The following is a 19,424-nucleotide window of genomic DNA, read 5'->3' as shown; positions in this document are numbered from 1 at the left end:
TGGCACCGCACACGCAACGCTGCGACAACAACCTGTCTGGCCAGGCCATGGCGCCGGAGACCTCCAACCGGTCCTACGTCCCGCCGTCCGCCCACTGACATGTACGGCTCCGACCCGTGCCCAAGGACTGACTGGGCCCACGAACTCAGCGACCAACTGGACTGGCACTGGCGGCAACGGCTCCGCCCCCGGCTGGTGGGACTGACCGACGAGGAGTACTTCTGGGAACCGGTTGCCGACTGCTGGACAGTGCGTCCGCGCCGCAGCGAAGACGAGATGGGCGGCGGACGGTTCACCGTCGACTACACCTTCCCCACACCCGCCATCGCTCCGGTCACCACCATCGCCTGGCGGATGGCGCACCTCACCGTGCACGTCCTGGCCAGGCGCACCGAAATGTACTTCGGCGGGCCTTCGATCGACTACGACGACCGTGTCTACGCCGGCGCTGCCGCGACTGCACTGGATCAACTCGACCGGGCCTACGACAACTGGTCGTCCGGTATGCGTGAGGCAACGACGGCAGAGCTCGACCGCACACTCGGGCCGAGCTCGGGCCCGTTCGCCGGCCGCCCGCTGGCGGCACTCGTCCTTCACGTCAATCGCGAGATGATGCACCACGGTGCCGAGATCGCGTTGCTGCGCGACCTGTATCTACGCCTACCCCAAGCATGATGCTTACGTAGCCTGCCTGTTGATAGCGCCCCGCGTAGCGTGTGGTTTGATCTCGTTCGCCCGCGGGGCGTTCGGATGCGCAGTGCCTGCTCGTCCTACCCGCCGGACAGCCGGGACCAGCGAGGGTGCGAGCCCTACCCCCCGTCAGCATCGCCCCGGCCAGGAACTTTCACCCCTGAGCGGCACGTTGAACGAGTTTCACCGAACGTTTCCATTAACAGGAAGGGCTGCCCGGACAGGCCGATCGGTGAAATAGTCGACAATGGTATTGACGATCTCTTGGGGGCGTTCAAAGCATACCCAGTGATCCGACTCGGGGATGGTGAAAAACTTTCCCCCCGAGATGGTTTCCGCGAAAGCCCGTTGATGCTTCGGGGCGGACAGGGTGTCGTGTTCACCGCAGAACACCAGGGTAGGTACGCCTTGGAGGCCGCCAGTGGGGTTGAGCTCTTCGGTGGCCGAGCGGTCGAGGTGCCTGAAGTTTTGAGGGCTGGAGGAAACCGCATGGGTAACTAGTCGCTTTACGTAGCGGTAGGCCAATTTTCGGTTTTGGACCACGCGACCCTCATCCCGGCAAAGCCACAAATCTAGCGCCCGGCGGATGAACTCCTCGGGCTCGCCGCGGTTCACGTAGCGTGCAGCCTCGCGCCATTGGGAGAGTTGCCCTTCGGTGACGTATGCGGGCACGCCTCCGAGCAGCAGGCGGGAGATTCTTTGTGGATGGCGTTGGGCGAAGGCGAACGCGATTATGGACCCGAAGGAGTATCCGAACAGGTTGACTCGATCGTAGTCCAGGTCGTCGAGAACATGCTCCAGCGCATGGCACATTGTGTCCATGCCTTGATCCCCACGCAGAGGGTCGGCTTGACCCGCACCGGGCAGATCGAGCGTCAGCAGGTTGGCCAAGGAGCCGACGGGATCGTCAAGGTGACCCCATCCGTGTTTGTCCTGTAGGGCGCCGCCCAGCACGAGAATCGGTTCAGTTTTCGGATTCGGTTGCCGCAGGAGTCGGTAGTAATACGTTAGCCCCTCCACTGTGAGGGCCTTGACGGTCTCCGTACTCGATTCCATTTTGAGAGTAAATCCTCAACTTCGTGGCAGCACTAGCTCAATGACGACTGATTACCAGGGCGGAGTTATGTCCGCCGAACCCAAGAGAGGATTTCACGGCAAGTTCGAAGCGTGCGGGCTGGGCATCTTTAGCTACTACCTCAACGGGGATTTCAGGGTCTGGAGTCTCAAAGTTCGCAGTCGGTGGGACGAGCTGATGCTGGAGCGCCAACACGGTGAACGCAGCCTCGATGGCACCAGCCGCACCCAGGGTGTGCCCGGTCATCCCCTTCGTTGATGTCACCAGAGGGTGTTGACCTAGGACGCGATGCAGCATTGCGCCTTCGATCTGGTCGTTCATCACGGTCGACGTGCCGTGCGCGTTGACGTGGCCGACGTCCGCGGGGCTCACGTCGGCATTGGCCAAGGCGGCACGAAGGGCGCGTTCGGCGCCGGCCCCGTCAGGATGTGGCGCGACCGGGGAGTAGGCGTCGTTGGATGAGCCGTATCCGACGACGTGGGCCTTGATTCGTGCGCCCCGAGCTTGTGCGTGCTCGGGGCGCTCCAGGACGAGGACTCCTGCGCCTTCACCCAAGACGAACCCGTTCCGGTCGGCGTCGAAGGGGCGGCACGCACGTGCGGGATCGTCCCGTCGCGTGGAGAGAGCTCGCGTGTTGCACAGACTCACCACAGTCAACCGTGAACATACTGATTCGGTTCCTCCTGCGATAGCGATGTCGCACATCCCTGCCTGCAGGAGCTGGCGCGCGTAGCCGACACTGTCCGTTCCCGACGCGCAGGTTGAGTTGACAGCCACGCTTGGCCCGCAGGCCCCCAGGTCTCGACACACACTTCCAGCCGCGCTGTTGCTCGTGAAGAGAGCCGCCAGTGTCGGGGACACGCGGCGATGGCCGCGTTGCAGCAAAGTCGCGTGCTGTGCCTCGTAGTTGGGGAGTCCGCCGTTGGCATTGCCGATGATCACCGCGACGCGTTCGCGCTCCCACTGGGAAGGGGTGAGAGCGGCGTCAGCCACGGCCTCACGGGCCGCCAACACTGCCAGTTGCGAAAAGCGATCCATCAGCCGTCGGCTGTTGACGTCCAGCTCGGCGGCGACGTCGATACCGTTGACCAGGTACATGAAGTCGCTCGGGAGGCCCTGCAGTTCTTCAGGCTGACGGACGCCTGAAGGCGTGTTGCTGCGGGTCACCTCCTCCCAGTTCGCTGCGGCCCCGATACCCGCAGCAGTCAGCATGCCGATGCCGGTCACGGCTGCGGCGTAAGGGGCGTTCGGCTTCCGGTGCATTCGGGTTGCGGCTGTCATGGGTCGAACATCATCCGTGTTCATGACGAGCTCGTCCGCTTCAACTCATGCACCGACCACCATCTGACGGCAGAGGTCTTCTTCGTGAGATCAACCATCGTGAGCAGGCTCTTCATCCGGCCCCTCTCCTTGTCGCCGTTCGCTCAAACGGGCCCGATAGGGCCCAGCACACCCGGCCCAACGACGACGTGGACACGTGCGTCACTCTCTCGCCGCTAGCGATTTCTTTCGATTCGCATCCCTGCAAGGGAGCACTGAGTCCTTCCCAACCTGGTGTTGTGGTGGGCCAGTTGGACCGACAGGCAGACGGAGCCCCGGGCGCACGGGTTCGGCACGGCCGAACATCCGCCGCTTCCGAGGCCGTTGATCAGATCAGTCCACGCTCTGGAGCAACTCGCCCAGAGCACCGGGCGCATTCGTGCCCCGGCACCTCGATCTTCCGCCTGATGACAGACATTTGTCAGGCACACATGCCGCCATCGACCTGGAGGACCGTGCCGGTGACGTAGGAGGAGCGGTCACTGAGGAGCCAGGCGGCAGCCTGGGCGATCTCTTCCGGGTCGGCGGCGCGGCCCAGCGGTGTCCGGGCGTTGAGCTGTTCGATGGTGCCGGGTGACTTCTCATCCCACTCCTGCAGCATCTCGGTGAGCGTGGTGCCGGGCGCGATGGCGTTGACGCGGATGCCCTCCGGGCCGTACGTGACGGCTGCCGACGCGGTGAGGCTGTTGACTGCCCGCTTCGCCGCGCCGTAGGCAGGCAACTGGGGGTTGGCCATCAGGCTGCCGACGCTGGAGGTGTTGACGATGGCTCCGCGCTTCACGGTGGCACGAATGGCTTCGATCTCGGCGGTCATGGCCAGCCACGGGCCCTTGAGATTGACGGCGTAGACGTGGTCGAAATCGGCCTCCGACAGCTGGTCCATCGGGCCGGGCGGCTGCCCCGTCGCGCCGTTGTTGAAGGCCACGTCCAGCTGGCCGTACAGCTCCACGGACCGGTTGACGGCGGCACGGACGCTTGCCGCGTCGGCCAGGTCGCACACCACGTAGTCCGCGGTCCCGCCGGCCGCCCGAATCTCCTCGGTCACCGCCTTGAGCTGGGTCTGTGTGCGTGCCGCGAGGAGCACCCGGGCGCCCTCCCGGGCGAACAGTCGCGCTGCTGCGGCGCCGATGCCACGACCGGCACCGGTGATGAGGGCGACCTTGTCGGTGAGCAGGCCCGAGGTCGAGGGGGACGTGATCGGTGTGTTGTTCATGCCGACGAGCCTGCGTCCGGCCGTCTCGCTCATCCAGGCACCGGCAGTACCTGGCTGGGCACCTCGGCGACCGCGCACACTGGGGAGATGGATCGACGAGTACGACGTGAGCTTGGTGACTTCCTGCGTAGCAGGCGCGAGCGCATCACCCCGGCCGACGTGGGGTTGCCAGCCGGGACGCGCCGCCGCACCCCGGGACTGCGGCGTGAGGAGGTGGCGCAGCTGGCGTTCATCTCGACCGAGTACTACGCACGGCTGGAACAGGCCCGCGCCCCGCACCCCTCCCGTGAGGTACTGGCCCAACTCGCCCGCGCGCTGCGCCTGTCGGACGCCGAGCGCGATCACCTCCACCACCTGGCCGGTGCTCCGCCCGGACCACCGCCAGGGCCTTCGCGGGAGGTACGACAGAGCATCGTCGACCTGCTGCAGCGGCTGCCGGAAGCCGCGGCAATCGTGATGTCGGCGACATACGAGGTCATTGCCTGGAACAACCTGGCCGCCGCGCTGATGGAGGACTTCTCCGCCCTGTCACGCCGGGACCGGAACCTCATTCGACGCGCCTTCCTCGGCCCGCACCGGCACGGCCGGCGACTGTACGGCGTCTCGGACGCAGACGAGTTCGCCCGGACCTCCGCTCAGCACCTGCGTGCCGCGGCAGCTCGCTACCCCAACCACCCGGAAGTGACCGGCCTGGTCGAGGAACTCCTGGCCGGTAGCCCGGAGTTCGCCCGACTCTGGGCCGCCCATGACGTGACCGCCCGACCGACCCTCTGCAAGACCTTCGAGCACCCCCTCGTCGGCCCCGTCGCCGTCAGCTGCGACGTCCTGGACATCGCCGACCGGGACCAGCAGGTCGTCATATACACCGCCGCCCCTGGCTCGCCGTCGGCAGAGGCACTGCGCCTGCTGTCCGTCGTCGGCACTCAGCAGATGGACCTGCCCGACTTCTGTGGCACGTCAGAGCCCGATGCACTCTCCAAGGGACACATACCTGGCGTGTAGGTGTTGCTGGTCGTGACGTTGACGACAGCGCCCTGGCAGCGAGTGTCCGGCATGCAGCGAGAGCTGCGCCGGCTCAGCTGATGTCGTGGTCGCAGTGGGCCTCGCGTGCGCGCGGTTCGCGTTCGGCGGGGGGGGGGGGGGGTACCTCGGTGTGCGTGAGTGAGCCAGGCATGGCGTGGGAGAACCACAGCGGAGTACCGCCTGGTGCTGCGACGGCCTGCACACGCAAGTCGTGCCGTCATACACACCGCATCCCGCGGCGATCAGGAAGCGCCACCACCCACCGCCATCACGAGTTCAACGTCCCTGTGCGTTGTTCACCGTGTGGGTATACGACGCGTCGGCGTCATCGCTTTGTGGGCCTTGCCAGACCAGCACCCGCATGGAGCGGCCATCGGCTTTGGCAGTGCCGATCCGTGCCGCTCGATGGGCCACGTCCGACTCCTTCACGAAGCGGCGCTCGGCGACCTGCTCGCCCTCGTCGATGGGCCACCACTGGTCGGGAGCGTCTTGCACGTCGATGCGCCAGGTGTACCGGACGTAGCGGCTGAGGACGTCATACACGCGTGCGGGCGCAAGGCCGATCGCCTCGGCGATGGCCGGTGCCCGCATGCCGCGCCGCGCTGCGTGCAGGATCACGACGGGGGTGGCGGCGACAACGGCCTCGCCGGCAACTCGCAGCGCCCACACGTCATGGAGGTCGAGTTCGTTGGCGAGCTCCTCCAGGTGCGCCTGTAAGAGCTCGGGATCACCACGCCGACGTTCGTAGGTGTCGGCGATCCAACGCACATGGCGCAGTGGGTCGTCACCCTCCTCGGCGCCGTCACCAGCTCCGGTGTTCGCGGCTCGGCATTCGCGCGCGTACTGGTCGAATGCTTCTATGACCTGGAGCATCAGCCGTGCAGAGGGCACGGCTGATGACGTTCTTGTGGCCCCTAGCCGGTCGGGGATGTGGTCGGCCATGCGCGCGATGCTAGCGGCCTGGTCTGCTGGCATATGTGGGGACACGTCGGTGTCGCGCCACCGCGCCGCGAGGTGGTCTCGGCTCGGTGGCGCTCCGATGCTCTGATCGTCCAGCTCCACTGCTCTGCACGGTAGTTGTGTGACCTTGACGTCTAGGTGCATGCGCCATGCGTCAAGGTCGTCGCAGTGAGTTTCCCACTCACGATGTTGACTTCGGCCGGAGCGGCAGTCCGTGTCGCACCACGCGGTCAGGGGTTCGCGCTCACGGCAACTCCAGCACGGACGCCGGGTAGAGGGCGACGCGTAGTGCACCACCATCGCCCGCACCGCCCGGCGGGGCGAACCGCGGGTACGCACCGCCGCTGACCTGCAACCGCACCCGGTGTCCGGCCGCGAAGCGGCGCGCCGTGGCGCTCATCGGCACCACCACCTCCAGCGGTTCCGCGCCATCTCGGTCGCGCACTCGCACCAGCCCGTCGCAGACGTTGACCGACCGCCCCCGCTCGTCCACATCACACAGCCGCGCGAAGACATCGAAAGCACGGCCGACGGCAGCCCCACCGGCCGCACCACCCTCAGCGCCCCGCGCCCACTCCCCCGTCATCCGCAGCCGCGCCGCGACCGCCCCCAACACCTCCAGCGGCTCGTCCAGCACCGGACCGGTGAACGTCAGCACATCCTCCCGGGCCTCCAGCGCCCGGTTGTTCCTGCGCCCCGCACCTTGAGAGAGCGCCGGCCCACCAACGGCCGGGGTCGGGTCCGCCAGGTCGTAACGGAACTCCGCCACCGGGTCCGCCCCGCGCTCCGGTGCCTGTCGCCCGAGTCGGCCGCCCGAGGCCAGGTACCAGCGGCCCTCCGAAGACGGCGCCGCCGGTGGCCAGTCGGCAAGATCCCGCCACTCACCCCCGCTGTCCCCGCCTACGTGCACCCGCACGCCCGTGGAACGCAAACCATGCCGCTCGCCGCACAGTTGTGCCCGCAGCCAGGCCAGGCTTTCCGCGAACACCTCCGGCCAGCCCCGCTGGAACGCCGAGGCGTGTGTCCAGGGCCCGATGAGCAGCGTGCTCTCGCCTCCTGCATGCCGCAGCCGCCGGTATTGCTCGATGTTCTGGTCGAGGAACACGTCCTGCCACCCGCCGATCAGGCACGTGGGCACCGTCGACCGCTCCGCGGCCGCCCCCACCGACACCCCATGCCAGTACGGATCACTGTCATCCTTGCGTGCCAACGCCTCAGCCAACCAGGGGAGTTCATCCGCAGGACCGGACATGTCTGGCTGGCTCGGCGCGTACGGCGCCCGCAGCCGGTGCGCGCCGCGCAGCCAGCGACGGAGTCGTAACGCCGCCCGCAAGAACGGCACCGTTCCTCGGTGCAGATATGCCATCCCGACGCCCGACACCAGCGCGTTCTCCAGATGGAGCGCGCCTCCCGCATGGAAGAACGCATAGGGGTCGTGCAGTCCGACCTGCACGACCATCGCCCGTAGCTCCGGTGGCGGCTCCAAGGCCAGCGCCCACTGCACATACCCCAGGTAGCTTGGCCCGATCGTCCCCAATGCCCCGTTGAACCAGGGCTGTTGGCGGAGCCACGCCACCGCTGCCTGCCCGTCCGCCGCCTCGTCGCGCCAGGGCTGGAATGCGCCGCCCGACCCAGCCGTGCCGCGACAGCTCTGCACGACCACGTGGAACCCCTGCTCGGCGAAGAGGATCCCGTATAGCGCCGCCCACGGATTCCCCCGTCCGTAGGGCGAGCGCACCATCAGGGTGGGGAAATCCTCTCCCCCGCAGGGAAAGTAATGGTCGGTCAGTAGTGGGCTGCCGTCGGCTGCCGGGGCCACGAGTGCCGGCTCCCAGCCCACCTCGTACGGGCCTGGCGGCAGTTTCCGCCAGGTCACCCGCATCCAACGCGCCGACAGCGGCGGCCTCCGATGCGGCGTATCCCCACCAGTCGCACCCCTCCCGGTGCCGGGCATTCGCGATGCCACCATCGCCCTCCCCCTCCATCGCGTATTCTCGTACTGCGTACGAGAATAGCGAATGCTTGGATGACTGCATGGATCCCCAACAGCTCTGGCTGGCCCCCGACCGCCCTCGGCGTGGACGCCGTCCGGCCTTCAGTCGCCAGGCGATCACCAAGGCGGCCGTCGAACTCGCCGACGCCGAGGGGCTGGAGGCCGTCACCATGCGGCGGGTCGCTGCGCAGGTCGGTGCCGGCGCGATGTCGCTCTACAGCTACGCCCCCGACAAGGAGACGTTGGTGGACCTGATGGTCGACCACGTCAACGGCGAACTCCGCGTGGCCAAACCCCTGTCAGGCGACTGGCGTGCCGACCTCAAGGCCATCGGGCACCTTCAACGCTCCCTGATGTTGCGTCATCCCTGGTTGCCCGCAGCCCTCTTCGCCCGCCAGACTCTCGGCCCGAACGCGCTGACGTTCCTGGAACAGGCCCTCGCGGCCCTGCGCCCCACCCGGCTCGACGGCGCCTCCAAACTGGAGGTCTTCAGCCTCCTCACCGGCTTCGTCGCTTCCCACGTCACCCACGAACTCACTCGTTCCGCCACCGCGGACGCCCCCGAGCGAGCCGCGGCCGAGGCCCGCTATCTCGCCGCTGTCGCCGCCGACGGCCACCACCCGGAAATCGCAGCGGCCCTGGCCGCTGCGGGCCGTCCCCTCACCCCCGACGCGACGTTCGCACGGCTCCTGGACCGGTTGGTCGACGGGCTCGACGCGGATCCGAAGGCGGCGACGGACGCAAAGCCGGGCACGTAGGGGTCCGAGTCACGCCGCTGCCCCGTTCCATCGCGTGGTCCGCCTGCGAGGTTTCGGTCGAACTGCGCGGTCATCAGCGGGTGTTGAGCCGTCGCGGGGATCCGAAGCCGCGGGGTGTCTCATCGGCAGTTGGCCGCTACATTGGGCGTTGGCGCGCGGGCGGTGCCGGGAAACTTCGACTACTCGGCGGCCGTCTCTCCCACGTTGACGAAAAGAGACCGCTGACCGAGATGAGGTTCACTGCCCGATCGTCCCCCTCGCCCGTTCCTCCTCAGACGGCGGCACTGCGCCGGCTGGTCAGCGCGAATGCGCTCAGCTCGGTGGGGGACGGGGCACGGCTCGCCACCTTGCCCCTGCTGACGGCGTCGGTCACCGGCGACGTGTTCTGGGTCTCCGTGGTCGCCGCCGCGGGGCGCGTGGCCTGGTTGCTCGCCCCGGCCATCGGGGCGCTGGTGGACCGCGTGCCCAGGCGTCGGCCCGTGATCGACGCGGATCTGGCGCGTTGCACGATGCTGGCCGTGTTGTTCGCCCTGGTGGCCACCGGTTGGGTGCCGGTGACGGCGCTGGTGGCGTTGGCGTTCGTTGCGGGCGTTGCCGAGGTGTTCCTCGACAGCGCGGCCCAGGCCGTGGAGACCGCCCGCACCGGCCACGGTCCCAAGGCCGCAGGAGAGAAAGGCGGTCCGGGGAACCAGCGGTGTGCTGCGTGGTACCTGGGCGGGGCTGCGGCTGCTGGGTCACCATCGTGTGTTCCGCCGGCTGATGGTGGTGGTCGCGGTGCTGGGCGTGGGCCAACAGGTGGTCTATGCGGTCCTCGTGGTCTACGTCGAGCGGCGGCTGGTTGCCGTGTAGTTGGGTGAGAGGTGGGCGAGGGGCGAGCGTTCAGGTGTCCGGGGTGACGAGGTCCTGGGAGCCGAGGACGGTCAGGAGGGCGAGGCGTTGGGCGTCCCCGGTGCTGGGTTCGGCCGTGTAGACCATGATCCGCAGGTCGCTGCCCGCCACGGTGAGGAGGTCGCAGTCCAGCGTCACGGGTCCGACCTGTGGGTGGTCGATGGTCTTGCGCGAGGCTCTGTGGTGGCCGGGGGTGCCGGTGTCCCAGAGCTCGGCGAATCGCTCGCTGCCGGTGCGCAGTTCTGTGATCAGCCGTTGCAGCCAGCGGTCGGCCGGGTAGCGTTCGGCGACGGCGCGGAGGTCGGCCACGAGCGTGGCCTCGTGTTCGCGTTGTGCCTGCGGCGTGCGGCGGGCCCTGCTGGCGCCGCCGCCGAGGAAGTGGCGCCACACGGCGTTGCGTTCGTTGCCGTGCCCGGTGGGCAGGTCGCCCATCAGCGCCTCGTACGGGGCGTTGGCCACGAGCAGGGTCCAGGCGGCGTTGAAGACCGCCACGGGCGTCCCCGTCAGTCGGTCCAGCAGCCGTTGGACGCTCGGGGTGATGAATGCGGGCACCGTCTCCGGTCCCGGTGGCGCGAGCCCGGCCAGGTGGAACAGGTGGGCGCGTTCCTCCTGCGAAAGCCGCAACGCCCGGGCCAGGGCCTCGACGACCTGGGACGAGGGGTTGGCGGCCCGTCCCTGTTCAAGGCGGGTGACGTAGTCGACGGAGATCCCGGCGAGCATGGCCAGCTCCTCGCGGCGCAGACCGACCGCGCGGCGCTGCCCGCCGGCCGGCAGCCCGGCCGCCTCGGGTGGGACGCGGTCGCGCCAGCGGCGCACCGCCTTGCCGAACTCCGTCGTCGCCATGCGACCAGTGTGCCCCGCCGGCCGTCCGCCTTCCTGGTACTGCTGGTCCCAGGAAAGCGGGTCTCCTGGCTGTCGGCGCGGGCCGGACGGACGATGAAGGCATGACGACAACACTGATCACCGGAGCGAACAAGGGCCTCGGCTTCGAGACCGCCCGCCAACTCATCGCCGCAGGTCACACCGTCTACATCGGCAGCCGGGACGCGTCCCGCGGTCGCCAGGCAGCCGAGAAGCTGGGCGCCCAGGCACGGTTCGTGCAGCTCGACGTCACCGACGACGCGTCCGTCGCGGCCGCGATCCGGACGATCGAGGCCGACGGCGGCCTGGACGTGCTGGTCAACAACGCCGGCATCGAGGCGCGGGGCAAGAACAACGAGGTGGTCGGGGCCGGGGAGGTCACAGCCGACATGATGCGGGAGGTCTTCGAGACCAACGTCTTCGGCACGGTACGCGTCACGCACGCGGTCCTGCCGCTGCTGCGGCGCTCCACTGCCCCGGTGGTGGTCAACGTCAGCAGCGGCCTGGCCTCGCTCACGCACCTGACCACCCCGGACCACCCGGCCGCCTTCTACCCCGACATCGCGTACCCGGCGTCGAAGACCGCGGTCAACATGATCACCGTGCAGTACGCGAAGGCGTTCCCGCAGATGCGGATCAACGCGGTGGAGCCTGGCTTCACCAAGACCGACCTCAACGGGAACACCGGCGTGCAGACGGTCGAGGAGGGCGCCGAGATCATCGTCCGGATGGCGCAGGTGGGGCCGGACGGTCCCACCGGAGGCTACTTCGACGCGGCGGGGCGGCTGCCCTGGTAGGCGTCCACAACGCCGTTGCTGGTGCGCCAAACAGGCGGCTTCGCAGACGGCCCGCGAGTGCCGCCTGGTAGTGCGGAAGCCGGGCCGCCGATGCTGACGGCATGTCTCACCACCTCAGCGGTCCCAACCTTCGGTCTCCCCTGGACGATGCCCGGCTCGACATGACGGATCTGTTCGCGTTCACCGTGCCTGGTGACCGGACCGTGCTGATCATGAACGTCAACCCGGTCGCTCCGACCGGCGGCCAGGCATTCCATCCGGACGCGGTGTACCGCGTCAACGTCGACACCGACGGCGATCACCAGGCCGACGTGGCGTTCAGCTTCGCCTTCTCCCCTCCCGTGGACGGCCGGCAGACCGTCACCGTGTACCGCGCCACCGGCGATCAGGCCCGCTCCCATGAGCCTGGCGGCCAACGCATCTTGGCGGACGTGCCGGTCAGCTTCGGCACCGAGGCCGCGACGACGGAGTCCGGGCAGTACAGGTTCTTCTCCGGTTTCCGCAGCGATCCGTTCTTCGCCGACCTGGACGGCATCGTCGCCAAGTTCCAGTGGACGGGCGTGGATTGGGGAGCCGACAAGAACGTCTTCGGCATCGTGTTGGAGATGCCCAACGCCGAACTCGGCACGGACCCCACGATCGGGGTGTGGGGACGGGTGAGCGTGCGTCAGGACGGGCAGTTGACGTCGGTTGACCGGGGCGCCCACCCGTCCTTGACCGCGTACTTCAACGAGGAAGACGCCAAGGACACGTACAACGCCGGTGAGCCCGCCGACGACTGGGTCACCTATCGCGAGCCGTGGTCCGCGGTGCTGGAGCATTTCGGCGGCTACGACGAACTGGCGGCCGAGGAGGCCCTGCGTACCGTGCTGCCGGACATCCTGCGCTACGACCGCAGCCGGCCCGCCGCCTACCCCAACGGCCGCACCCTGACCGACGACGTCACCTCCGCCCGCCTCACCATGCTGACCGCGGGCAAGGTCCCCACCGACCACATCGGCCCCCACACCGACCTGCTCCCCGGGTTTCCCTACCTCGGCGCACCCCACGCCGACTGAAACAACGGAATCCGAGACGGCGGACGGACTGGCAATAGCCGCGGCAGCTTCCACGGGACCGCCGCGGCAGTCAACACCGACCGTGCCTACGTGCCCGCAGGCACGCCCGCCGCCCCCGTCACCGGCGAGCCGAACTTCGACAGCGCGGCCAGGCTTTCGGCAACCGCCTCGGCGCCGTAGTGGAGCATCTGCCGTTCGTAGTCGTCCACGGCGTCGCGCAGTGAGCGGCCGCCCTGGACGACCTCACCAAGGTGACCGCTGAGCAACTGCGCGTCGAGTAGGGCGGTGTTGGCGCCGTTGCCGCCGCTGGGCGAGGTGGCGTGGGCGGCGTCGCCGAGCAGGGTCACCGGTCCGCTCGGCCAACGAGCAGCGCCGAGTTGGACCACGCGGATCGCCAACGGCGTGCTGTTCTCCGGGTCCGCCGCATCGACCAGCGCGCGCAGATCCTCGTGCCAGCCGTCGAGGTACCGACGCACGACGCGGTGCGAGGCGCCCGGGGGCGTGTCCAACGTGACCCCCGGCGGCGGGAAGAACACCCACCGCAGGTAGTCGCCGACGTCTGGAAGGCGCACCTCGGGTGCCAACTCGGCCGCAGCCTGGGTTGGTTGGCGTCGGAAGCGCATCAGGCCGAGCATCATCGAGGCTCCACCGTCGGACACGATGGTGCCGAAGCCTGGAACGAGCGGGGTGAACCGTTCGTCCAGCATGGTCCGGCCGATGACGCATCGCACGCCGGTGTCGGTCGGCGCGACGTCGACCAGGCGGGCGCGGACCGCCGAGTTGATGCCGTCCGCGCCGACCAGCAGGTCACCGGTGGCAGCGGTGCCGTCCGCGAACTCGGCTCGCACGCCGCCGTCTGCCTGTGTCTGGAAGCCGGTCAGTCGCTTTCCGGTGTGTACGCGATCGTCCAGACCGGCCAGCAGTAGTTGGCGCAGCACGTGCCGGTCGGCCATGGTGGCTCGCGATGCCTCGCTCGTCGGTGACGGGATCTCACCCGCCGGGTTGAGCGACGGGTCGAGGATGAGCCGGGGGCCGGAGGCGTCGCCGAGGACCGCGTCGAGCAGTGGTTGCCAACGCTTGGGCAGACATGCGTGCAGGGCCTCTTGCCCGACCTCGCTCAGGCCGATCCGATAGCCCTGGAACCGGGCGGTGATGCCTGGGTCCTTCTCATAGACGTCCACATCGACGCCGGCTCGCCGCAGCCCCTGAGCCAGACAGAGCCCACCCAGCCCGGCTCCGACAATGAGCACGCGCATGCCCTACCCCCTTGGACAGTGTTCAATTGGTCGGTGCTCAAGTTACGTCGCCGCCGGCCGGGAGGGCAAGGCATGATGGACATCGGTAACTCAGCAGGAGAGGGCGGGCGACAGTGCCGTTGAACCAGAGCGTGGTGCTGGAAGCGGCGCTGCAACACCTTGACGAGGAGGGGCTCGACGGGTTCTCCACCCGCAAACTGGCTGCTCGCCTCGGAGTTCGGGTCGGCGCCCTGTACTGGCACTTCGAGTCCAAACAGGCGCTGTTGGACGCCATCGCGGAACGGATCGCCACCGAGGCCATCGACGCCCTGCCGCCGCCGCCCGGAGACTTGGCCGAGCAACTGCGCGCCATCGGCCGGGCGTTGCGCGGGGCCATGCTGGCGCGCACCGACGGGGCCCGGGTGATCGCCGGCATGAGTCACCCCGGCCCGGCGGCCGGGGAGTTCATCGCGCTCCCCATCGCTGTTCTCCAGCAGGCGGGCCTCAGCGCGGATGACGCGGCGGCCGCCACCGACGCGCTCACCAGCTACGTCAACGGCTACACCGTCGAGGAACAGGCCCGCAAGCAGAGCCAGAGCAGGGCAGAACGGGACCGCCTCTTCGAGTTCGGCCTCACGGTGGTGGTCAACGGGGTGGGTTCGCTGCTTTGAGGGCGGACGGTGACGGCGTTCCGGCGTGATGGCAACAGCCCACCCCGCACCGCCGCGCCCCGCCCCGCCCGCCGACCGACCACCCAACCAACCGACTGCGAACCGGTCAGCAATCGGCCGGAAAATGCCGCGTCACACGACACCCCCATGGGGAGGTACGAACGCGATCAACACCGCAGAGTAGTCGGGGAGTTACGTGAAGTGGGCACAGGAATTCGAAGCCGTGAAGAAACAACTGGAGGCAGCACAGGAGACGTTGGGTCGTCTTGAGCAGAAGTTGGATCGTCTTGAAGACCCGACCTACGGCTTGTCCGCGCTCCATGGGGAACTCACGCAGAGCCGTCTGAAGATCCAGGAAGCCGTTCAGCGGGGCACTGCCGATCTGCGTGACGAGAACCGGGAACTACGTTGCCGCCAGGATCGGTTGATCAGTGAACTGCACGAGACCCGGAGCGAGTTCCAGCAGCTCCTGGATCTCGCCGACGTGCTGCATGCCGCCGCGGCCCACTGCCCACCGCAGGACGGCACGCCGGGAGACTCCCCAGCGGACGCCCGCAACGAGCCGCCCGCGGAGGCGCCGGAACCAGCCGCCCGCGAGCCCGAGCCCGCTCCCGCAACCACCGCAGCAAGCCCGCACACCGAGCCCCACACCAACCAGCAAGCGGAGACCATGGACCACACCGAGCCGCAGCCCGAGTCCGGAGACGACAACCAGGGCCGGGAGCAGGACCACGCTCTCAAGAAGGCGATCGAGGACGCCTACCGCGGCGTCCCCGCCCCCACTCCCGCGCAAGTCTCCGAAGCCCGCCCCGAGGACCCGAAGGTCACCCACGGCGTACTGCTGCTCAAGGCTGCCGGCGTCGCCTCCGCCCAACTCGTAGCGCACCGCGACACCTGGGAGTGGATCTCCGGCCTGACCGTCGACCACTGCCACTTCCGCACCCCACCCGTCGTCCAGGACGTCGAACAAGGCCGTATCCAGACCGTCCTGTCCGGGCGCTCCCTCATCGCGCTCCTCATCGAGCTGTGGAACACCCGCCACAACGCCGCGCCCCTCAACATCGACTGGGCGATGGCGACGACCGCCTACGATCGCATCGCCACCGAACTCACCAAGGTCGTTGGGCAGGGCGAAACCATTCGCATCATCTTGGACGATGGCCTTCCTGGCAGCGGCGAGCAGGTCGCCCGCGATGAGTAGGGTCCGTCTTCGGTCGGATCACGCGGATTCCGCCCACCGTGGTGGCGGCCGGCGCTGACGGGGCGTGAGTGCCGCACACGGCCAACTCGCCTGTTAGGGCGGCGAGTACGTCAATCACCAGCCATGACGCTCGCCGCCGTTCTTCGCGTGTGCTGGCGGGCACCCGTTGGGCAACAATCGGCGGAGCGGTCCACTGACATACCGTCAGCGGACCGCCCCTAGGTCGGTTGATTTGCTCCAGCCGGTCAGTCAGCCGAGCGCGTACCTTCGACTCTCCGCTTCTGCCGTCGCTGTATGACCACCAGAAGGGCAGCGCCCAGGCAAGCCAGCGCCAACGCAAAGGCCATGGACATGATGAGGCCCTTGCCAGAGGTTCCGGTGAAGGCCAGAAGGCCCCTCCCGGAACCCTGTTCCGGCGTGGACCCCGCTCCGCTGGCGGGGACCGCCGGGCTGGTACTGGGAACCGCCGGCCCGGCCGCCGCCGAAGATGACGACGGCTTCGGCATCACGGCGGACTTGGTGGGGTTGGGAGTCGCGGTCGGCGTGGACGTAGAGGTCTCGCCCGACTTGGGAGTCTCGGTCGACGACGGCGAAGGGCTAGGGCGCTTCTGACGGAAGCACAGGCCCGTCCCCCACAGCCGCGGAGGCTGACGCCGGAGGCGTCGTCGACGACGGCATGTTGGGCGGAGAGGCCGGGGGCACGTACGACGCCGTGACGGTGTTCGTGGTCGACTCTGTGATGTCCGAGTTCGAGCAGAAGAACTTCCGTTCCTGGTGCGGTGCGAGGTCGAAGGTTTCGGCCGCCTTCTCACACGACTCGGCGACTGCGTCGTTGAGCGTCATCCCTGTGAAGGTGGACCCGCCGGGGTTGGTCACCGTGATCCGCCAGAACACGGTACCGCCCGAGGGCACTCTCGTGCTCTCGACCCATGGGCCTGGACCGTCCTCTCCGCAGTCCCCTGCCGCCTCGGAGTCGCACACCTCCTTCTTGATCACCCGCTCGCAGTCGGCGCCCCACTTGACCTGGAGGGTCACCTTGTTGGAGGAGACCGTGGCGGTGCTGTCGGAGGATGCCTTGACCTGGTTGCTGACCTCGGTCACCGCGCAGTTCTCGGCCACCTTGGTCTGAAAGCAGACCTGCGCCGGCGGACCGTCGAACGTGACCACCACCGTCGGCAGAGTGCTCCCGCTCGTGTGGAAGGCCGAGTCGTCAAGGAGTGTGACGTGTGTCAGCACGGTGATCGGGTCGGTGGACACCGGAACCGAGCGGGACAGACTACTGACCAAACGCCCCTCGCGGCCCGAAGCCAACGTCGGCGAATCGCTGGCCGATCCGTCGGTAGCCGGCCGCGTTCGGATGCACGCCGTCCGGCAGGTCGTCGACGTCGTCCGTAGCGAAGAGCTCGCGCCCGTCCAGGTAGTGCAGGTTCCGGTCGTGCTCGCCGCGTTCCGCGACGATCCGGGCGAGCATGTCACGCACCACGTTCAGCGTCAGGGCGCCCCGGGCAACGTCAGCGGGGTCGCCGGTGGCCCTCGGGCCTTCGGGTGTCTCGATCCGCGGGCCCGGGGTGTCCTCCAGCGACGGGCAGAGGATCGGCGAGATCAGCAGCAACGGGGTGTCGGGGTGGCCCTCGCGGACCGTGTCCAGGAAGCCGTGCACCGCCGGGGCGAAGGTGCGCCGCCGGAACGACGCGCTGCCGACGATGTTGATGCCCACCTTGAGGCTGATCAGGTCGGCCGGAGTGTCCCGGATGGTGCGCGCGACGTAGGGGTCGAGCATCGCGTTGCCGGCCTGGCTGAGGTTGAGCAGGTCCACCCCGGCGAGCGTGGCGGCCACGGCTGGCCAGGTGCCTGTGGGGGCGTCCGCGTCAATGCAGTGACTGATCGAGCTGCCGTGGTGCACCCAACGGCGGCGGCCGCTAGGTGCGGGCGGTACGACCTCGGCGTCGGCGCGTAGGGCGATCAGTTCGGTGCGGGTCTGTTGCGGCAGCCACAGCTCGATCTCCTTCAGCCCGGCCGGCAGGTCCGCGAACCGCACGGTCCCGGGGGCGCCTGGTTCGAGCCGCTGTTCCGCGTGCGTGTCCGCCAGACGCACTACGTTGCCGACTGGCACCTCGGCCTGTCCGGCCGACTCCCCGTCCACCACCAGTTCCACCACCCCCGGGCCCACCAGGTCCGGGCTGTCGCCGAAGTGCCATACGGTGGTGAGGACTTGGAGCTCCAGCCGTCTCGCTTCGGTGCGGAACACCAGCCGCACCCCCGAGGGCATCTCGGCCACGCCCCGCATGAATGCGTCCGGATACTGCGCCCTGGTCCACGCAGGCAGTCGCAGCGGCAGCACCGCCGTCCCGACGGTCTCCAGCTCCAACGCCCCCCGGAACTCAACCGGGCCATCGATCAAGGGGATGTCGCGCACCGAATTCGTGTTGGGCATGGGAACGCCTCCGCTTCCGCTCTCTCACGGTCAGGTGAACACCACCGTCGGGTGCTCATCAATGCCTCGCCGGCGGGATTTGTTCCCTGGAGGCACGCCCGACGAAGGAGTGACAGGTGGGGCATGGGCCCGGGCGGCGTTCACTCACCCCGTGGGCCGCTGCGCGGTGACCACGTAGTAGTCCAACACTCCCTCGCCGTAGGCCCACAGGAAGTTGCGCGGCCACTGCTCGGGCTGGTTGATGCCGGCGAGGAAGCTGTCGAAACCCGCCCACACATGTTCCCCGATCGACTCGACGCGCACGTCGACCAACCCGGCGTCGCTCAAGGCGTTGAGTAGCTCGCCCAGTCGATGGGCCACGTCCAGGCCGATGGCGAAGCTCTCCAGTCGATCGGCCAGTGACTCCGCCTTGCCGGCGCCGCCATCGGGTACGAAGAAGCTGCTGACCACCAACCGTCCCCCCGGACGCAGCACCCGCGCACCCTCGCGCCCGAAGGCCGCCAGGTCCCGGAAGTGCTGCGCCGCCTCCACCGTGAACAGGCAGGCGAACTCGCCGTCAGCAAAGGGCATTTGCTCCGCTGCCCCCTGTGCGAACCGCAGCCGGGAGGGCGAGCGATCGAGCAGTTCCGCGTGGACCCGACGGGCCCGCACAAGTTGTTCCGGGTGAATGTCCATCCCGGTCACCGTGTCGAAGCCGAACTCCTCCAAGGCGAGTGCGCTGCCGAGCCCCAGTCCGCAGCCGACCTCGACGGCCTTCCCCGACCCACCGCCAGGCACCAGCGCCCGCAGTACTCGACGATAGAGGTTCCGCTCGCTACGGATCCGGTCCTCCGCACCGAGCGGCCCGTCGAGGGACACCCCTTCCCAGTAACCGAAGTTGATGAATCCACCAGCGAACACGGGGACGGAGCTGAGATCTTCCGGGCCGTACCAGGTGCGAACCGCAGGGGCGATCTCCCCGCCTTGTAATGCTTGCGCCTCATAACGATCCATGCGCACAGCGTAACCAAGTCGGCGCGGGGACAAAGGGAAAACGCCTCCACCACCGCCAACTCCCGGTGGTTCAGCCGGTGATCAACGGATCGCAAGTCTCGCGGGGGAGATGATGGGGCCGGATGACTCCTGATCGCTGATGCCGTTTCCGCAGGTGTAACGGGTCGCCCCACGATTGATGATCTTGCTCACGGTTGGGGACATGGAGTGGTTTCTATGAGTTGTCTGGGTTGTGATGACTCATCAGGCTCGCG

At 68.3% G+C, this 19,424-nt stretch carries 20 protein-coding genes; 9 read left to right on the top strand and 11 right to left on the bottom strand.

Features of this window, described 5'->3' with window-relative positions:
• Nucleotides 1-99: 99 nt before the first annotated feature.
• Nucleotides 100-675 carry a DinB family protein gene (locus ACIQU6_RS20010; protein ID WP_403482977.1) on the top strand — a complete coding sequence of 192 codons (576 nt, stop codon included), beginning with the start codon at nucleotides 100-102 and terminating at the stop codon, nucleotides 673-675.
• A 198-nt stretch (nucleotides 676-873) separates the two neighbouring features.
• On the opposite strand, the gene ACIQU6_RS20005 is transcribed toward ACIQU6_RS20010, so the two are convergent.
• From ACIQU6_RS20005 to ACIQU6_RS19995, 3 genes are all read right to left on the bottom strand, one after another.
• A complete protein-coding gene (locus ACIQU6_RS20005) occupies nucleotides 874-1,746 on the bottom strand; it encodes an alpha/beta fold hydrolase (RefSeq protein WP_403482976.1) in 873 nt (290 codons plus the stop codon).
• A gap of 37 nt (nucleotides 1,747-1,783) precedes the next feature.
• Nucleotides 1,784-3,046: a beta-ketoacyl-[acyl-carrier-protein] synthase family protein gene (locus ACIQU6_RS20000; RefSeq protein ID WP_403483059.1), complete on the bottom strand. Its 1,263-nt coding sequence runs from the start codon at nucleotides 3,044-3,046 to the stop codon at nucleotides 1,784-1,786.
• Between the two features lie 460 nt (nucleotides 3,047-3,506).
• Complete coding sequence (locus ACIQU6_RS19995; RefSeq protein WP_403482975.1) at nucleotides 3,507-4,331, bottom strand: SDR family NAD(P)-dependent oxidoreductase; 825 nt, start codon at nucleotides 4,329-4,331, stop codon at nucleotides 3,507-3,509.
• A 54-nt stretch (nucleotides 4,332-4,385) separates the two neighbouring features.
• Here ACIQU6_RS19995 and ACIQU6_RS19990 point away from each other — a divergent pair, with 54 nt between their 5' ends.
• Nucleotides 4,386-5,300 carry a helix-turn-helix transcriptional regulator gene (locus ACIQU6_RS19990; RefSeq protein ID WP_403482974.1) on the top strand — a complete coding sequence of 305 codons (915 nt, stop codon included), beginning with the start codon at nucleotides 4,386-4,388 and terminating at the stop codon, nucleotides 5,298-5,300.
• A gap of 297 nt (nucleotides 5,301-5,597) precedes the next feature.
• On the opposite strand, the gene ACIQU6_RS19985 is transcribed toward ACIQU6_RS19990, so the two are convergent.
• Together ACIQU6_RS19985 and ACIQU6_RS19980 are read right to left on the bottom strand one after the other, a co-directional pair.
• Nucleotides 5,598-6,263, bottom strand: coding sequence for a hypothetical protein (locus ACIQU6_RS19985; RefSeq protein ID WP_403482973.1), 666 nt, complete (start codon nucleotides 6,261-6,263; stop codon nucleotides 5,598-5,600).
• A gap of 262 nt (nucleotides 6,264-6,525) precedes the next feature.
• On the bottom strand, nucleotides 6,526-8,163 hold the full coding sequence (locus ACIQU6_RS19980) for a CocE/NonD family hydrolase (RefSeq protein WP_403482972.1): 1,638 nt from the start codon (nucleotides 8,161-8,163) through the stop codon (nucleotides 6,526-6,528).
• A 152-nt stretch (nucleotides 8,164-8,315) separates the two neighbouring features.
• Between ACIQU6_RS19980 and ACIQU6_RS19975 the strand changes: the two genes are divergently transcribed.
• A complete protein-coding gene (locus ACIQU6_RS19975; RefSeq protein WP_403482971.1) occupies nucleotides 8,316-9,032 on the top strand; it encodes a TetR/AcrR family transcriptional regulator in 717 nt (238 codons plus the stop codon).
• 271 nt (nucleotides 9,033-9,303) lie between these two features.
• On the opposite strand, the gene ACIQU6_RS19970 is transcribed toward ACIQU6_RS19975, so the two are convergent.
• Nucleotides 9,304-9,690 (bottom strand): hypothetical protein, encoded by a 387-nt coding sequence (locus tag ACIQU6_RS19970; RefSeq protein ID WP_403482970.1) that lies wholly within the window; start codon nucleotides 9,688-9,690, stop codon nucleotides 9,304-9,306.
• 38 nt (nucleotides 9,691-9,728) lie between these two features.
• On the opposite strand from ACIQU6_RS19970, the gene ACIQU6_RS19965 reads away from it, so the two are divergent.
• Nucleotides 9,729-9,881, top strand: coding sequence for a hypothetical protein (locus tag ACIQU6_RS19965; RefSeq protein WP_403482969.1), 153 nt, complete (start codon nucleotides 9,729-9,731; stop codon nucleotides 9,879-9,881).
• Between the two features lie 30 nt (nucleotides 9,882-9,911).
• Here ACIQU6_RS19965 and ACIQU6_RS19960 read toward each other — a convergent pair whose 3' ends face one another.
• Entirely contained in the window at nucleotides 9,912-10,763 is an 852-nt protein-coding gene (locus ACIQU6_RS19960; protein WP_403482968.1) for a helix-turn-helix transcriptional regulator, read from the bottom strand.
• A 101-nt stretch (nucleotides 10,764-10,864) separates the two neighbouring features.
• On the opposite strand from ACIQU6_RS19960, the gene ACIQU6_RS19955 reads away from it, so the two are divergent.
• Together ACIQU6_RS19955 and ACIQU6_RS19950 are read left to right on the top strand one after the other, a co-directional pair.
• Nucleotides 10,865-11,578, top strand: coding sequence for an SDR family oxidoreductase (locus ACIQU6_RS19955; RefSeq protein WP_403482967.1), 714 nt, complete (start codon nucleotides 10,865-10,867; stop codon nucleotides 11,576-11,578).
• Nucleotides 11,579-11,679: 101 nt separating this feature from the next.
• Nucleotides 11,680-12,636 (top strand): DUF4331 family protein, encoded by a 957-nt coding sequence (locus tag ACIQU6_RS19950; protein WP_403482966.1) that lies wholly within the window; start codon nucleotides 11,680-11,682, stop codon nucleotides 12,634-12,636.
• An 86-nt stretch (nucleotides 12,637-12,722) separates the two neighbouring features.
• Here ACIQU6_RS19950 and ACIQU6_RS19945 read toward each other — a convergent pair whose 3' ends face one another.
• Nucleotides 12,723-13,892 (bottom strand): FAD-dependent oxidoreductase, encoded by a 1,170-nt coding sequence (locus tag ACIQU6_RS19945; protein WP_403482965.1) that lies wholly within the window; start codon nucleotides 13,890-13,892, stop codon nucleotides 12,723-12,725.
• 113 nt (nucleotides 13,893-14,005) lie between these two features.
• Between ACIQU6_RS19945 and ACIQU6_RS19940 the strand changes: the two genes are divergently transcribed.
• From ACIQU6_RS19940 to ACIQU6_RS19930, 3 genes are all read left to right on the top strand, one after another.
• Nucleotides 14,006-14,542 (top strand): TetR/AcrR family transcriptional regulator C-terminal domain-containing protein, encoded by a 537-nt coding sequence (locus ACIQU6_RS19940; RefSeq protein ID WP_403482964.1) that lies wholly within the window; start codon nucleotides 14,006-14,008, stop codon nucleotides 14,540-14,542.
• Between the two features lie 223 nt (nucleotides 14,543-14,765).
• Nucleotides 14,766-15,743, top strand: coding sequence for a hypothetical protein (locus ACIQU6_RS19935; protein ID WP_403482963.1), 978 nt, complete (start codon nucleotides 14,766-14,768; stop codon nucleotides 15,741-15,743).
• A gap of 294 nt (nucleotides 15,744-16,037) precedes the next feature.
• Entirely contained in the window at nucleotides 16,038-16,355 is a 318-nt protein-coding gene (locus ACIQU6_RS19930; RefSeq protein ID WP_403482962.1) for a hypothetical protein, read from the top strand.
• On the opposite strand, the gene ACIQU6_RS19925 is transcribed toward ACIQU6_RS19930, so the two are convergent.
• The 3 genes from ACIQU6_RS19925 to ACIQU6_RS19915 form a co-directional block, all read right to left on the bottom strand.
• Complete coding sequence (locus ACIQU6_RS19925; protein ID WP_403482961.1) at nucleotides 16,341-17,000, bottom strand: hypothetical protein; 660 nt, start codon at nucleotides 16,998-17,000, stop codon at nucleotides 16,341-16,343. The genes ACIQU6_RS19930 and ACIQU6_RS19925 overlap by 15 nt on opposite strands.
• A 19-nt stretch (nucleotides 17,001-17,019) precedes the next feature.
• A complete protein-coding gene (locus ACIQU6_RS19920) occupies nucleotides 17,020-18,177 on the bottom strand; it encodes a GDSL-type esterase/lipase family protein (RefSeq protein ID WP_403482960.1) in 1,158 nt (385 codons plus the stop codon).
• Between the two features lie 144 nt (nucleotides 18,178-18,321).
• Nucleotides 18,322-19,170 carry a class I SAM-dependent methyltransferase gene (locus tag ACIQU6_RS19915; protein WP_403482959.1) on the bottom strand — a complete coding sequence of 283 codons (849 nt, stop codon included), beginning with the start codon at nucleotides 19,168-19,170 and terminating at the stop codon, nucleotides 18,322-18,324.
• Nucleotides 19,171-19,424: the final 254 nt, after the last annotated feature.

This window comes from Streptomyces sp. NPDC090442 (assembly GCF_044769405.1).
GTDB lineage: Bacteria > Actinomycetota > Actinomycetes > Streptomycetales > Streptomycetaceae > Streptomyces.
Note: the sequence above shows the minus strand (reverse complement) of the source record. Positions and strands in the feature narration are given on the sequence as shown.